Annotated in this window: 14 protein-coding genes; 3 read left to right on the top strand and 11 right to left on the bottom strand. The window is 47.1% G+C overall.

Annotation, left to right across the window (positions count from 1 at the left end):
- Positions 1-13: 13 nt before the first annotated feature.
- The 8 genes from ACIFQN_RS23830 to ACIFQN_RS23795 form a co-directional block, all read right to left on the bottom strand.
- Positions 14-1,579, bottom strand: a complete 1,566-nt coding sequence (locus tag ACIFQN_RS23830) for an ABC transporter substrate-binding protein (RefSeq protein ID WP_429835525.1) — start codon at positions 1,577-1,579, stop codon at positions 14-16.
- Between the two features lie 27 nt (positions 1,580-1,606).
- Complete coding sequence (locus tag ACIFQN_RS23825; protein ID WP_429835625.1) at positions 1,607-3,148, bottom strand: gamma-glutamyltransferase family protein; 1,542 nt, start codon at positions 3,146-3,148, stop codon at positions 1,607-1,609.
- An 81-nt stretch (positions 3,149-3,229) separates the two neighbouring features.
- A complete protein-coding gene (locus ACIFQN_RS23820; protein WP_429835523.1) occupies positions 3,230-3,775 on the bottom strand; it encodes a chromate transporter in 546 nt (181 codons plus the stop codon).
- Positions 3,772-4,374 (bottom strand): chromate transporter, encoded by a 603-nt coding sequence (locus ACIFQN_RS23815; protein WP_429835522.1) that lies wholly within the window; start codon positions 4,372-4,374, stop codon positions 3,772-3,774. Before ACIFQN_RS23815 ends, ACIFQN_RS23820 begins: the two co-directional genes overlap by 4 nt.
- A 13-nt stretch (positions 4,375-4,387) precedes the next feature.
- A complete protein-coding gene (locus tag ACIFQN_RS23810; RefSeq protein ID WP_429835624.1) occupies positions 4,388-4,837 on the bottom strand; it encodes an Lrp/AsnC family transcriptional regulator in 450 nt (149 codons plus the stop codon).
- A gap of 57 nt (positions 4,838-4,894) precedes the next feature.
- A complete protein-coding gene (locus ACIFQN_RS23805; protein WP_429835521.1) occupies positions 4,895-5,806 on the bottom strand; it encodes an ABC transporter permease in 912 nt (303 codons plus the stop codon).
- A gap of 3 nt (positions 5,807-5,809) precedes the next feature.
- Entirely contained in the window at positions 5,810-6,760 is a 951-nt protein-coding gene (locus tag ACIFQN_RS23800; RefSeq protein WP_429835520.1) for an ABC transporter permease, read from the bottom strand.
- Between the two features lie 15 nt (positions 6,761-6,775).
- Entirely contained in the window at positions 6,776-8,314 is a 1,539-nt protein-coding gene (locus ACIFQN_RS23795) for an ABC transporter substrate-binding protein (RefSeq protein ID WP_429835519.1), read from the bottom strand.
- 174 nt (positions 8,315-8,488) lie between these two features.
- Here ACIFQN_RS23795 and ACIFQN_RS23790 point away from each other — a divergent pair, with 174 nt between their 5' ends.
- The 3 genes from ACIFQN_RS23790 to thrC all read left to right on the top strand — a co-directional run bounded on the left by ACIFQN_RS23790 (position 8,489) and on the right by thrC (position 11,924).
- Positions 8,489-9,484 carry an ABC transporter ATP-binding protein gene (locus ACIFQN_RS23790; protein ID WP_429835518.1) on the top strand — a complete coding sequence of 332 codons (996 nt, stop codon included), beginning with the start codon at positions 8,489-8,491 and terminating at the stop codon, positions 9,482-9,484.
- On the top strand, positions 9,481-10,443 hold the full coding sequence (locus tag ACIFQN_RS23785) for an ABC transporter ATP-binding protein (protein ID WP_429835517.1): 963 nt from the start codon (positions 9,481-9,483) through the stop codon (positions 10,441-10,443). Before ACIFQN_RS23790 ends, ACIFQN_RS23785 begins: the two co-directional genes overlap by 4 nt.
- Positions 10,444-10,655: 212 nt before the next feature.
- Positions 10,656-11,924: a threonine synthase gene (gene thrC, locus ACIFQN_RS23780; RefSeq protein ID WP_429835516.1), complete on the top strand. Its 1,269-nt coding sequence runs from the start codon at positions 10,656-10,658 to the stop codon at positions 11,922-11,924.
- Between the two features lie 65 nt (positions 11,925-11,989).
- Here the strand turns inward: thrC and ACIFQN_RS23775 are convergent, their stop codons facing one another.
- From ACIFQN_RS23775 to ACIFQN_RS23765, 3 genes are all read right to left on the bottom strand, one after another.
- On the bottom strand, positions 11,990-12,964 hold the full coding sequence (locus tag ACIFQN_RS23775) for a DUF4367 domain-containing protein (RefSeq protein WP_429835515.1): 975 nt from the start codon (positions 12,962-12,964) through the stop codon (positions 11,990-11,992).
- Complete coding sequence (locus tag ACIFQN_RS23770) at positions 12,945-13,517, bottom strand: RNA polymerase sigma factor (RefSeq protein ID WP_429835514.1); 573 nt, start codon at positions 13,515-13,517, stop codon at positions 12,945-12,947. The genes ACIFQN_RS23775 and ACIFQN_RS23770 overlap by 20 nt, the downstream gene beginning before the upstream one ends.
- 243 nt (positions 13,518-13,760) lie before the next feature.
- Positions 13,761-14,087 carry a DUF1904 family protein gene (locus tag ACIFQN_RS23765; RefSeq protein WP_429835623.1) on the bottom strand — a complete coding sequence of 109 codons (327 nt, stop codon included), beginning with the start codon at positions 14,085-14,087 and terminating at the stop codon, positions 13,761-13,763.
- Positions 14,088-14,251 lie beyond the last annotated feature (164 nt).

Here is a 14,251-nt window from a genome sequence, read left to right as displayed (position 1 = left end):
AGGGAGATTTCGCTTATTTCTTGCTCAAATTGACAGTACGAATGACACCGTCCGGAACAAATTGGAATCCTTCGACTGACTTGGAAATGCCAAGGACGATGTTCTCATGATAGAAGTAGACGTACGGAATTTCGTCGTTAATGATTGCCATGAATTTGTCGTACAATTCTTTTCGCTTTGCCTGATCGGCTTCTGTTCGAGCCTCGGCCAACAATTTGTCCACTTCCGGATTGCTGTATTGTGAGAAGTTCCGCGGTCCATTCGTGACAAAAGCATCGTATGCCTGTTGATCCGGATCAGGGCTGCCGCTCCAGCCCAGTACAGATGCGTCAAAATTTCCTTTTGTAGACTGATCAAGCAGGGTTCCGAATTCTACTTTTTCGAGATTTACCTGGATACCAGCCGGTTTCAGCATGTTTTGAATCATCTGTCCAACCTGTTGGTACACAGGAGTCGGATCAGTCTTTAGGGTGAAGCTAAATCCATCGGGCACTCCTGCCTTTTTCAAGAGCTCTTTCACTTTTTCCAGATCAGGTTTTGCCGCTTTGTCACTGTCGCCGTAAGCAAAATGTGCCGGAGCAAACGGTGAATGCGCAGGAGCACCCGCTCCGTTTAACACAACTTTCGTGATTGCCTCTCGATCAATTAGCAGGTCTACCGCTTGGCGCAGCTCTTTCTTATCAAATGGAGGCTTTTTCGTATTCAGATACATACCTCGATAGGCATAGCCCGGTTCGTTAATCGCTCCGACATTTGAGTCGTTCTTTACATTTTCGAGCTCTTTATACGGAAATTTGTTTGTAAGATCGACCTGACCGCTTTTTAGATTCATCAGGGCAACGTTCGTATCGTTAATCACCTTGTAGACAACCTTGTCTAATTTCGGAAGCCCTTTCTGCCAGTAATTCGGGTTTTTTTCCAACGTAACCGAGGTGCCTTTACTGCGTTCCTTGAATACAAAAGGCCCCGTTCCTACCGGATTGTTGAGAAATTCCTCTCCGTATTTCTTTACCGCCGCCGGAGATACAATCATGCCCGCCCGTCCTGCCAGGTTAGCCAGAATGGGAGCGAATGGATTTGACATTTCCAATTTAACGGTATTTGGATCAACAACTGTGACTTGACTGACCTCAGCGAGGTCTCCCTTGCGTAGAGATCCCTTTTCCATGTTGCGTTCCAGGTTAAACTTGACAGCCTCTGCATTGAAGTCTGTTCCGTCATGAAACTTCACGCCCTGGCGAAGGTGAAACGTGTAGGTCTTGTTGTCATCACTTATCTCCCACTTTTCTACCAGCATAGGGACGACATTTCCATTCGAATCAATCTCTACTAACGGGTCAAAAATACTTTGCAGAACGATTCTCTCTACCAATGCGCTGGAAATAGTCGGATCCAATTTAGGCGGGTCCGCATCCAAAGAAATATTGAGTGTTCCATTTGACTTGCTTGTGTTTGCATTTTGATTTGGATTTGGACTTGTGCTCGTATCACCACTTGCAGCTGGTTTCCCGCTACATCCAGTCAGTAAAAGAGAGCCTGCCAAAAAGATGGATATTCCCATTCCCCATTTTCGTTTCATTCTCGTGCCTCCTAATTATCATCGAAATTACCACGCAGCTATTTGGCCGTCCGTACGGGGTTCTGTTCCTCCCGAAAGGACTCCATTCTCATCAGTCCAAATGATTTGTCCACGGCCAAATTCGCTGGCTTCTAGTTCCCATTTCACATCATGGCCTCTGCGGGCGAGTGATTCTACGATATGCCGCGGCGTAGAATGCTCCATGAGTACCGTTTTTCCTTCTATCCACTGCCATCTTGGGGCATCCAAGGATGCTTGCGGGTTCAGGTGGAAGTCAACGGTATTCATCACGACCTGAACATGTCCCTGTGGCTGCATGAAGCCTCCCATCACACCAAATGGGCCTACCGGTTTATTATCTTTCGTCATAAAGCCAGGGATAATGGTGTGGTACGGTTTCTTTCCGGCATCCAGGCAATTGTCGTGTCCCGGTTCCAATCGAAAATTATGGCCCCTGTTATGCAGCGCGATTCCTGTACCCGGTACAACCAATCCTGAACCAAAGCCCATGTAGTTGCTTTGGATAAACGACACCATATTGCCTTCACCATCCGCTGTGCATAAATAGACCGTTCCTCCTTTAGGGGGGTGGCCTGGTTCGGGCTGCAACGCTTCTTTTCCAATTTGACGTCGGCGTTCTTCTGCATACGCATCTGAGAGCAAATCTTCCACTCTTACAGACATCTTGCACGGATCGGCTATGTATTTTTGCCCATCTACGAATGCCAGTTTCATCGCCTCAATCTGCTTGTGATAAGTGTCCACTGTATCGCGTTCCGAAAATTCATACCCCTTTAAAATGTTCAGTGCCATCAAGGCCACTATGCCATGTCCGTTCGGGGGAATCTCCCATACATCATATCCGCGGTAGTTCACGCTGATTGGATTCACCCACTCTGGTTTAAAAGCCGCAAGATCCTCCCCTCGTAGATAACCACCATATTGACGAGAGAATTGATCAATCTTTTCAGCAAGTTCTCCGCGGTAGAATGATTCTGCTTTTGTTTCCGCGATGGACTGCAGCGTCCTGGCATGATCGGGTGAGCGCCAGAGCTGGCCAATCTCGGGCGCTTTTCCTTCCGGAGCGAAGGTGTCAAACCACCCCTTAAATTCGTCCCCCTTCAAATTTTGCGTGTACAGTTTATGCGACTTTAGCCAGTTTTTACCGAGTGTTGGTGTTATCGGATACCCGTTTTCCGCATAATCAATCGCTGAGCGCAACACTTCTGTCAGAGGAAGCTTGCCGAACTTTTCCGATAATTCCACCCAAGCTGCAGGTGCACCTGGGACCGTTACCGGAATAAATCCGTATTTAGGAATTTCCTCGATCCCAGCCTTTTTTAAAGCCTCCACGGAAATGCTTTGTGGAGCCTGGCCGCTTGCATTCAAGCCATGCAGCTTTCCCTTTGTCCAAACCAGCGCAAATGCGTCTCCACCAATGCCATTTGAGGTCGGCTCTACGACAGTCAAGGCAGCCGCTGTAGCAATAGCAGCATCGATGGCATTTCCACCTTTTCTTAAAATCTCAAGCCCTGCTTGAGCCGCAAGTGGTTGGGAAGTGGCAACCATGCCATTCTTTGCATAAACAACTGAGCGACTGGATGAATACGGATAGGACAATGCATCGTATTTCAAATGATATCTCTCCTCTTAGACTACTATCGTTTGAGACAAAACCAGGCTTCCGTATACGAAAGCAGCAACAATCACCAATGCCGGATGGATGCGCCCCTTTGTCATCGCCCAAAGTGCGACCGCCGCAATCCCCAGAGATTGCCAAATTCCAATCGTCTCTACTGAAACTTCCCCCATTTCCCAAGTAAGCAAGACCATCATGATGGCGATCACCGGTTGAACTAACAGCGTCATTCCTTTCACCACAGAGGAATGCCGATATTTATTCAAAATTCGCAACAGCAGGATCAAAGCGACCGCTGAAGGAGCTATCGTTGCTATTGAAGTAATCACCACTCCTATCCATCCGGCCTCTTGGTAACCGACGAAAGCAGCGATTTTCGTGGCGATCGGACCAGGTAAGGCATTTCCCACTGCCAGAACATCGGCAAACTGTTCATTCGTCATCCATTCGTAATGATTAACCACCTCTTCTTGCAGCAAAGGAATGGAAGCGGGGCCTCCACCATATCCCAATACATTCGCTACAAAGAATCCCCAAAACAGTTCCCACCAAGTCATAATGATATTCCTTTCCCTTGCTCCTGCTCCCGCTTACGTTTTAGACGACTCATCCACTTTAAATGAAAGGCCCCGTAAACCAAGAAGATGGCTACAACGATCCCAGGATGTATGTCGAGCACATGAAGTAGCAGAAAGGTGATCAGGAAGCAGCCAATAGCAACTCCTTTTCCAAGACCTTGCCACGCTTTCGATGCGAATTCATAAGCCATCAAGGCGAGCATGACGAAAATGACCGGTCGCACTGCTGCAATCATTCCGGCAACCACTTTCGAGTGACTGAGGGCATACAAAGTGCCTAATAACCCTATCATGGCGACACTTGTCGGCAAAACGTGAGCAAGAACTGCTACAACGCCACCGAGACTTCCTTTTAGCTTGTATCCCAAATACGCGGCCATCTTCGGGGCAATCGGACCAGGAAGAGCGTTAGCCAGAGCCAGAATCTCTCCAAATTCGTCATCTTCCAGCCAACGGTATCTGGTAACCGCTTCATAACGGATGAGGGGGATGACAGAGGGACCACCGCCATAACCCAAGACTCCTGTACGCCCCATGGCGAATACGAGTTCTTTGTATACGCCAATCCCCTTAGCCATAGAGCTCACTCCCTTACAATTTCATTCCCATTCTGCTCTTGTATCGTTTCAGCAGCATCTGTGTCTCCACCCGAACAATCCCGGGCATTGTGTACAGCGTTTCAAGCAGAAATTTCTCCATTTCCTGGTTGTTTGCAAATATCCCGTGCATATGAAGCGTACTTGGCCCCGTCATATGATAAAGGCTTGTGACGGCAGGCTCTTTAGCTAATTTTTGCGCCACTTCATCGAGGTATGGAGGCTCGATATCTACGTTAAAAAATGCAGAAACTTGAATTCCAACTTTCACAGGATTAATCACCACAGTAAATCGCTCGATCACGCCCGCTTCGGCTAAAGCGTTGATACGTGATTGCACGGCTACACGGGAAAGTCCAATTTTTTTTCCTAAATCCGTATAGGAGATCCGGCCGTTCTCATGCAGCGCCTCTAAAATTTGTCTGTCAATGTCATCTAGCTCCATAGGCGGGATTTCTTTTGATTCGGAATAGTCGTATACCACTTTTTTCCCTCCCCTTTTTTATCGCTTTAGCTTCGGATCCAGAACTTCCCGGATTCCGTCACCCAGAAGGTTAAAACCAAGAACGACAATGAAAATAGCCATCCCCGGCCAAAATGCCAGCATAGGTTCAATATTGAGGTAGCCCTGTGCGATATTGAGCATGGAACCCCAACTCGGTTCTTCCGGCTTTGCCCCTAGCCCCAAATAAGAGAGCCCCGCTTCCGCAATAATGGCTGAAGCCATCGCCAACGTAATCTGCACAAGGATAGGTGCCATGCAGTTTGGCAATACATGCAGGAACATCACACGCCAATGGTTTGCGCCAATGGCTTTCGCCGCTTGCACGTATTCAAGATTGGCAACAGTCATTACTTGCGCACGGGTGATACGGATAAACGAGGGCAAAAAGCCTATACCGATAGCAACCATTGCATTGTAAAAACCGCCCCCAAGCGCAGCAGCCATGGCTAGCGCCAGTATTAAAGACGGGAATGCCTGCATGGCGTCAACAATACGCATGACTACCCATTCATCCCAGACCCCTCTAAAGTATCCGGTGATAAGTCCAATCGGTATTCCCAAAACGACCGCAATACCTACTGAAATCACGGCCGCTTGAATAGATAGCCGCGCACCGTAAACAAGCCTTGAAAAAGTGTCACGTCCGAGATCGTCCGTACCGAGTAAATGGCCATTGCCAGGTTTCTGAAGAACGGCAGAGTAATCCTGGTCATAGATGGGATCGTGCGTTGCAATCAACGGTGCCAAAATAGCTGTCAGCACTAATATGCTGAATATGATTGCCCCCAAAACAGCAAGCTTGTTTCGTGCAAAACGTCGGCTGAAAACACTCCATTTGCTCTCTCTTTTGCTCGTTTGAATCGTTTGTGACAATTCCAGATTTTGAGTTGGATTCACAGTCTGACTCATTTACTATGCCCCCTTCCCAACCTTGATACGTGGATCAATGATTACGTATAAAATATCGACCACCAAATTGATAATGACAACCAGAAGGGCCGATACAAGAATCGCTCCCTGCACCGTAACAAAATCGCGGTTGTAGATGGATTCCACAATTAATTTTCCAAACCCCGGAATAGAGAAAATAGACTCCGTGATGACAAGCCCCCCTAAAAGACCTGCAATAATTAAACCGCTTGTGGTTACAACGGGCACCATTGCATTTTTTAGAGCATGACGAATGATGACCACCCATTCTTTCAGACCTTTGGAATAGGCAGTGCGTATGTAGTCCGCATGCATCACTTCGAGCAGACTGCTTCGCATCATTCGCATGAGAACCGCTGCTTCGCGCAATCCGGTTGCGACCATCGGCATGATCATCGCTGCCAGATTGGCCATTGGATCTTCAGCGAAAGGAACATACCCTGACGCTGGTAACCAGCCTAGATTTACGGCGAACAAGACAATGAACATCATTCCAAGCCAGAAATGCGGAATGGACATGCCTCCCAGCGCAAACATGGTGCTGGAATAATCGACCCAGCTTCCTGGGCGCGTCGCCGACAAAATTCCCGCGGGGATGGCAATCACTATAGCTACGATAAACGTACCGATCGTCAACTCGATGGTCGTAGGCAATCGCTGTATGATCAAATCCGAAACAGGACTGTGGTCAACAAGGGAGCGGCCCAAGTCTCCCTGGAGAACTCCACCAAGCCACTCTACGTATTGAATGACGATTGGTTTGTTGAGACCAAGTTCTTCACGGAGGGCTTCTACCGCTTCCGGAGTCGCCTCCTGGCCGAGAATCACAGTCGCGGGGTCGCCAGGCAGCATGTGCATCAATGAAAACACCATAATGGTAACCAGAAGAACAACAGGGACTGCCAATAAAAGCCGCCTGATTATTAGTGCCATCGTTAACCTCCTTAATTACTTGCTCAGTTCAGCCGTTCGAATTAAACCGTCCGGTACGTATTTGTACCCTTGGACCGACTTGGACATACCCGATACGATATGTTCATGATAGAGATAGATTTGCGGCACTTCTTCATGCAGGATCTTCATCACCTCGTCATAAATCGCCTTTCTTTTTCCCTCATCCATTTCCATGCGGGCAGCATTCAATCGTTGATCCACTTCCTGATTCGAGAAGTGCGAATAGTTCTGCGGGCCATCTGTTACCAAGAAATCATAAATATTTTGGTCGGGATCGGGGCGCCCGCTCCAGTTCAGTATGGTCGCCTCCATATTTCCGGTTGTTAATTGTTCTAGCAGGGTTCCAAGCTCCACTTTCTCAAGCTTTACGTCAATTCCAGCGGGCTTTAGCATGTTCTGAATCATCTGCCCCATTTGTTGGGAAGATGGTAGAGGCTCGAGCTTCAGAGTGAAGGAAAAGCCGTTTTCAACGCCTGCTTTCCGTAACAGATCCTTCGCTTTTGCCACATCCGGCTTTTCGGCCTTGTCACTATCGCCATAGGCAAAATGCGATGGCGCAAACGGAGAATGAGCAGCAGATCCCGCGTTGTTCAGAACTACATTGACAATGGCATCGCGGTCTATCAACAAATCAAAAGCTTGACGCAGCTCCTTCTTGTCAAAGGGAGGCTTTGTTGTGTTCAGATAAACACCGTAATAACCTTGGGATACTTCATTAATCACTTGAAGATTCGGTTCGCTTTTTACGTTCTCGATCTCTTTAAAAGGAAGCTTGCTTGTCATGTCTACTTGTCCGCTTTTCAAGTTCATCAAGGCCACATTTGAGTCGCTCATGATTTTAAATACTACTTTTTGGAGCTTCGGAAGACTCTCTCGCCAATAGTTCTCATTTTTCTCCAAGGTGACAGTGGAGCCTTTGACCCGCTCCTTATAGATAAATGGACCGGTTCCTACCGGATTGTTCATAAAGTCTTTCCCAGCTTTTTTGGCTGCCTCAGGAGACACCATCATTCCCGTACGGTCAGTCAAAACAGCCAAGAAGGGAGCATAAGGCTGTTTCAAATGGACTTTCACTGTATAAGGATCAACAGCAGTTACTTTATCTACTGATTTCAGCTCATTTCTTCTGACAGAATCCTTATCCATATTCCGTTCAAAATTATAGGTAACTGCTTCTGCGTTAAAATCTGATCCGTCATGGAACTTAACACCTTGACGCAGCTTGAATGTATAGGTCTTGTTGTCACTGGATATCTCCCAGCTCTCGGCGAGCATCGGCACAATTTTCCCGTTTTCATCCAAATCGACTAGCTTATCAAAAATGCTTTGCAACACCATTCGATCTACAAAAGTACTCGAGTACGCTGGATCCAGCTTGGGAGGATCCGCATGCAGCGCGATGTTCAGAATACCGCCTGCGCTTGCATCAGTTGAACTTGTGCTTTCCGTTGGTTTTTCATTACTTGAACATCCCGCAAGCAAGAGGGCCCCTGCAAGAATTGCAGTCAATCCAAAATGCAAGACCTTTCTCATTGTTGAGCTTCCCCCAATACGATTCATTTAGAAAGCATTTTCGTGTATTTGCTTTCGTTTTGTATTACTATACGATGTTCATTTTTCTAAATCAACAGAAAATTGCATCTTGACCAAACATTTAGTTTTATGAGAAGTTTATATAAATTCACTCTTTTATGAGGTGAGAAATAAATGGCGAACTTGTTGGAAATTAAAGGACTAAAAACCCAATTTATGAGTGACGGGCGCATCATTCCCGCTGTTGACGGTGTCGATATGATTATTAAAAAAAGGGAAACCCTTGGCGTTGTAGGAGAGTCGGGCTGCGGTAAAAGCGTGACATCTTTATCCGTGATGCGTCTTCTTCCCAAAACAGGGGCTAGAATTACAGAAGGGGAGATCCTTTACAACGGTAAAAATCTATTAAAACTGTCAAACGATGAGATGCGAAACATCAGGGGCAATGAGATTGCGATGATTTTCCAGGAGCCAATGACCTCTCTCAATCCTGTCTATCCGATTGGCATCCAGCTATGTGAGGCAGTCATGCTGCATCGTGGATATACAAAAAAGGAAGCGCGCGAGCATGCGATCGAAATGCTCAAAAAGGTGCATATTCCTCGTGCCGAAACCATTATTGACGACTATCCTCACCAGTTATCGGGGGGAATGAGGCAGCGTGTCATGATCGCAATGGCCATGTCCTGTGATCCTGATTTGTTAATAGCTGACGAACCTACTACGGCCTTGGACGTAACGATTCAGGCGCAAATTCTTGATCTGATGCGCGAATTGAGGAGTAAACAAGGCACATCCATCATGCTCATTACTCATGATCTGGGGGTCGTTGCCGAAATGTGCGACCGTGTCGTGGTTATGTATGCCGGACAAGTGGTAGAGCAGGCTGATGTAGTAACCTTATTTGATAATCCGTCTCATCCATATACACAAGGTTTGATGAGGTCAATTCCAAAGGTCGATGTAGACCAGGCACGTCTGGATTCGATTCCCGGAAATGTTCCTCTACCGGGCTCTGTGAAACAAGGCTGCCGGTTTGCTTCCCGTTGCGAACATGTGGAGGCCAAGTGCCTAGCTGAGTCCCCCCCTCTTTTTGAACTGGAGAACGGACAGTTAAGCCGCTGCTGGCTACATGAGGATTCTAGCGTCAAGGAGGTTGCCGTCTCATGAACAAGCTGCTGGAAGTAAAAAATCTGAAGAAATACTTTCCCATTCAAACCGGAGTTTTTCATAAAACACAAAGTTTTGTAAAGGCGGTTGATGATGTCTCCTTTGACGTATATGAAGGTGAGACATTAGGGATCGTCGGAGAATCTGGGTGTGGCAAGTCCACAACTGGACGTTCCATCATCCGATTAATTGAACCAACGAACGGGCAAGTGATTTTTCAAGGCAAAAACCTGTCAGAGCTCAAAGGCCATGACCTGCAGAAGATACGCAGAGATTTGCAAATTGTTTTCCAGGACCCATACGCCTCGCTAAATCCACGGATGACAGTCGGTACGATTCTAGAGGAGCCCTTAAAAATTCATGGTCTTGGATCTGCGGTTGAACGCAGGGAACGAGTGAAGGAGCTTTTAACGATTGTTGGTCTAACCGAGTATCACTACGATCGCTATCCGCACGAGTTCTCAGGCGGGCAGCGGCAACGCGTCGGAATCGCACGGGCTTTGATTACCAGACCCAAGCTTATTGTGGCTGATGAGCCAGTATCCGCATTAGATGTATCCATTCAGTCACAAATCCTTAATCTGATGAAAGATTTACAAGAACAATTTGGATTGACCTATATGTTCATTTCCCACGACCTGTCCGTCGTTCGTCACATCAGTGACAGAGTTGGCGTTATGTACCTGGGACGTATGGTAGAGCTGGCACCAAAACATAAGCTTTATGCAAATCCCAAACATCCGTATACGCAAGCTTTGTTATCTGCTGTCCCGCACCCAAATCCAAAGGAGACCAGGGAACGTATCACCCTGTCAGGCGATGTCCCCAGTCCAGCGAACCCTCCAGCAGGCTGTGCATTTCACACGCGCTGTCACGCTTGTATGGACATTTGCAAAACGGAAAGGCCAGAGCTTAAACCATCCTCAGACGGGCATTTTGTTGCCTGTCACCTCTATTAATAGAACCCCGGCAGAAGTCAGAGCTGCCGGGGTTCTTGTTATGTTCAAAGGTTTGTTTTTTAAATTTTTTGCATTTACCAAAACTTTGATTTACATGCCCTTCTTCGCCGATTACTATAAAGGGCATAAGTCGGCTGCCCGGCGGCGGACAACTATAGAGAAAAGAGGTGGAGAGATTCTCCCATGCTCTTTTAAGGGTGGATCTCATAGCAATGAAACTCGTTTGTGTAGATTGCAACCTGGAAGTATCGTCTGACTTGTTTGACTATCAATGTAAGTGCGGCGGCTTGTTTGACATCGTTCACGATACTGCGAATGTAGACGCTGAGTATTTAAAGCGTGTCTTTCATGAGCGTCTTTCAGAGCGTATGACGCCTTATGCCAGCGGTGTATGGCGTTACAAGGAACTCATTTTCCCTGAGCTGGCAGACGAGTACATCACCACCAAATACGAGGGAAACACAGGTCTTTATGCTTCTGAACTGATCAAGTCGTATACAGGCGCAAAGAACAAGGTCTGGCTCAAGGCGCAAAGCGAAAACCCGAGTGGCTCGTTCAAGGACAACGGAATGACAGTGGCGGTATCACACGGTCGTTCCTTGGGCTATCAACGCTTCACCTGCACATCTACCGGGAATACTTCCTCCTCGCTTGCCATGTACGCCGCTATGGCACAGGGGGAGTCCTATGTTTTTGTTCCGAATAAAAATATCTCTTTAAATAAAGTGCTCCAAACTTTGGCATATGGGGCAAACGTCATCAGCTTTGACGGGACCTACGATGATGGCATCCGTTTTTACGAACGCCATAGTAAGGAGCTTGGTCTTTATATCTGCAACTCGATTAATCCATTCCGCATCGAGGGACAAAAAAGTATCGTGTATGAAATTGCCCAATCTCTGGACTGGAATCTGCCGGACTGGGTCGTGATTCCGGGCGGTGCTCTCAGCAACGTAACCGCTTTGGGGAAAGGCTTGCAGGACCTGAAAAACCTCGGCTTTATAAGCAAGCTCCCTCGCGTGGCCTTGGTGCAAGCCGAAGGAGCCAGTCCATTCCATCGTATGGTGGCCGAGGGGCGCACAGAGCTGGTTCCAGAACCGGCACCTTATACGCGTGCCTCCGCTCTCAACATCGGCAATCCACCGAGCTGGAAAAAAGCGCTCCGCACTTTGGAGGAAACGAACGGTGTTACCTGCTTCGTAACCGACCAAGAGATTCTCGACGCCAAAGCGTGGGTGGATAAGAGCGGAATCGGCTGTGAGCCAGCTTCTGCTGCTACAGTCGCAGGATTGCGCAAGTTGACTCTGCAGCAAGTGATCGACAAGGACGAGACAGCGGTGTGCATCTTGACGGGAAACATGCTGAAAGATACAGATGCCCTGCACGAATATCATTTGGGTGAATCACCATCATCAAACTATCCAAATAAAATTGTTTCCGCACAGCTTACATTAAATGAGATTGGCGCGATGCTTTTATAGATATCGTTTCTTTCAGAGAAAGAAAAAAGGACCAAACTTTCGCTGGTCCTTTTTTTGTTACTCTTTTATTTCGCCTGATTGATTTGTTCAGCCATCTTGATCAATTCTTCTTTCGTGCTTACACTCATCTTTGCTCTCAGGTTATAGCTTACCTTTGTGCCATTTTTCACCCATTGCAAAGAGTGAAAGGATTCTCCATGATTTGATGACGGGTGGAAATAGACGCCTTCATTGTTGCCAATCATGACCTTCTCAAAGACCGAATCTATTGCACCTACCCTTTTCTTCTCGTCATCCAGGATGGAAACATCTAAAAAACTACTCCCTTTTTGTCCCTTGTATTCAATCTCAGCATCCCGGAACTTATCCGATAACGGAATCGGTTTTACCACGTAATCTTTTTTCGTGTTTTCTAATTCCGCCTTCATTGCTTCCTGATCGTATTTGTCACTGGGCAGGTAGCTCGCTTTTCCCTCTGCAAACTTGAATTCAGTCCCTATCTCTACGGGGATCTTGAACAGATGGCCTACCTTTTGCTCCATGTCCTTCCAGGTTGTATAGGTAAAAGGCTTGGCTCGTACATCAATGAAAGGCTTACTGTATGGGTTCGCTTGCAACTGAAACTCTGTCAGCGGCCAATAGATGGCAATCGCATCGCCAGGGTTTAATCCATCAACGATTTGCTCCCCAATATCTAGCTGTCTCATTAGCTCATCACTTCTATTATTGATGCTATCCTTTTGTGCGGGCGTTAGCTGCTGCTTTAACTGCTGCTGTTGTACCTCGCTCATCTGTTCAATCTCTAACACCACTTCGCCTTTCTCGTTTTTCAACTGAATCATTTCCATGCCCGCCCAGACGGACGAAGCTCCTGCCAGCAATCCTACTGTGAGTAACAACCCGATTTTCTTTTTCACGACTTTTTCCTCCTGTTTTTTCTTGGCATAGACTGCTGCCATGACTTTATCTTTCACATCGACTTTAGGGACTGGCTTTGATAAAAGCATCTCTCGCATGCGGTTAAAAGGATTTTTGTCCATTATCTGCCACCCCTTTCGCCGTTGGAAAATAACGTTGACACTTTTTCAGGAGACGCTCGAACTGCTTGCGCAAGGCCGCAGGTTTTTTGTCCAGGAGAATCGCGATTTCCTCGTACTCTTTTTCCTCCAGCACCCGCAAGATCATGAGCGTTCGCTCCTCGGCGGACAATCGTCTCCATATGTGTTCCAGAGGCTCCCCAAAGTAATCACGATCAATCTGATCCTCCACGTAGTTGCGTCCATCCTGATCCCGGCTGTATAAAAAGGGCAGCAGACGGCTCAGTTTCCTGCGCTTCAACACATTGGCACAATGATTGTAGGCGATTCGATAAAGCCACGCGGCAAACGACAACGAGTATGTGTACTGTTCAAGATGCTCGTAAGCGCGAAACAGCACTTCTTGAACAGCGTCTTCTGCATCCTGGCGATGACCGAGCATGTGGTAGCAGTATGTAAAGATCGGTTGCTGATAGTGGTCGATAATGATTTCGTATTGCTCCAGAGAACCTGCTTTTATCTCTTTTAGCAGACTCTCTATCTCTGTTTTTTCCACGAATTGCCCTCCTCTCACTATGAATAACAACCAATGCTCACCATATGTGACACCTTTTTCATCTGCCAAAAGAAAAAGGGCCGTTCCATCAATCTCGTACAAAAAGCTCGTACGATGGAAGGAACGCCCCTTATTCCATGTAAAAAGATCGGCAGACTGGAATGTATCATCATTTTTATCTGCTCTCTTGTCGAATCCATTTTATTCTTTCCCGGGAAATCGACAGCGCCTGTCGGCTCAAATTTAGAAATGTTCTCCGTTGGCATAATAGCTTTCTTTTTGATAGGCGACAAATGCCATTTCAACCTCGGGAATGCCCAGGGAGAGGACGTGCTTGGTCACGATTTGGGCGAATTGATCACGAGTCTCTTGTCCCCTTTCGAACCAAGCCACTTCAATGAAAGGAAAAGATTCCACAACCTTACCTGCAAAAACGCCTGTAGTGTGCAGGCATTCGATTGTAAAATTATCTGTGCCGCATTGGCAAAGAACGGCCAGCTCTGTGGCGAGCGGTTCGCTGATGGTTGCCATTTGCTCTGCTTGAATCCCTCGAACGATGAGATGTGGCATGATCATTTCTCCTTTTGTGTGAAAAAAATTCGTTTTCACCATCATATCGCCCAAACAAGCATCTGGGTAGTCAAAACCGATGATTACAATCAGATTACAAAGATTTGACAATCCCACCCCTAAAGGGGCAAGGTCACTAAAGTGACTGGGATTCTTAGCTAGTT

The sequence above is a fragment of the Brevibacillus sp. NRS-1366 genome (assembly GCF_050467985.1).
Note: the sequence above shows the minus strand (reverse complement) of the source record. Positions and strands in the feature narration are given on the sequence as shown.

Coding starts and splice junctions, on each gene's coding strand:
- ACIFQN_RS23830 (WP_429835525.1), bottom strand. CDS start 1,579: ATGAAACGAAAATGGGGAATGGGAATATCCATCTTTTTGGCAGGCTCT.
- ACIFQN_RS23805 (WP_429835521.1), bottom strand. CDS start 5,806: ATGAGTCAGACTGTGAATCCAACTCAAAATCTGGAATTGTCACAAACG.
- ACIFQN_RS23775 (WP_429835515.1), bottom strand. CDS start 12,964: ATGGACAAAAATCCTTTTAACCGCATGCGAGAGATGCTTTTATCAAAG.
- thrC (WP_429835516.1), top strand. CDS start 10,656: ATGAAACTCGTTTGTGTAGATTGCAACCTGGAAGTATCGTCTGACTTG.
- ACIFQN_RS23785 (WP_429835517.1), top strand. CDS start 9,481: ATGAACAAGCTGCTGGAAGTAAAAAATCTGAAGAAATACTTTCCCATT.
- ACIFQN_RS23790 (WP_429835518.1), top strand. CDS start 8,489: ATGGCGAACTTGTTGGAAATTAAAGGACTAAAAACCCAATTTATGAGT.
- ACIFQN_RS23810 (WP_429835624.1), bottom strand. CDS start 4,837: ATGGAGCTAGATGACATTGACAGACAAATTTTAGAGGCGCTGCATGAG.
- ACIFQN_RS23765 (WP_429835623.1), bottom strand. CDS start 14,087: ATGCCACATCTCATCGTTCGAGGGATTCAAGCAGAGCAAATGGCAACC.
- ACIFQN_RS23800 (WP_429835520.1), bottom strand. CDS start 6,760: ATGGCACTAATAATCAGGCGGCTTTTATTGGCAGTCCCTGTTGTTCTT.
- ACIFQN_RS23820 (WP_429835523.1), bottom strand. CDS start 3,775: ATGACTTGGTGGGAACTGTTTTGGGGATTCTTTGTAGCGAATGTATTG.
- ACIFQN_RS23795 (WP_429835519.1), bottom strand. CDS start 8,314: ATGAGAAAGGTCTTGCATTTTGGATTGACTGCAATTCTTGCAGGGGCC.
- ACIFQN_RS23825 (WP_429835625.1), bottom strand. CDS start 3,148: ATGGTTGCCACTTCCCAACCACTTGCGGCTCAAGCAGGGCTTGAGATT.
- ACIFQN_RS23815 (WP_429835522.1), bottom strand. CDS start 4,374: ATGGCTAAGGGGATTGGCGTATACAAAGAACTCGTATTCGCCATGGGG.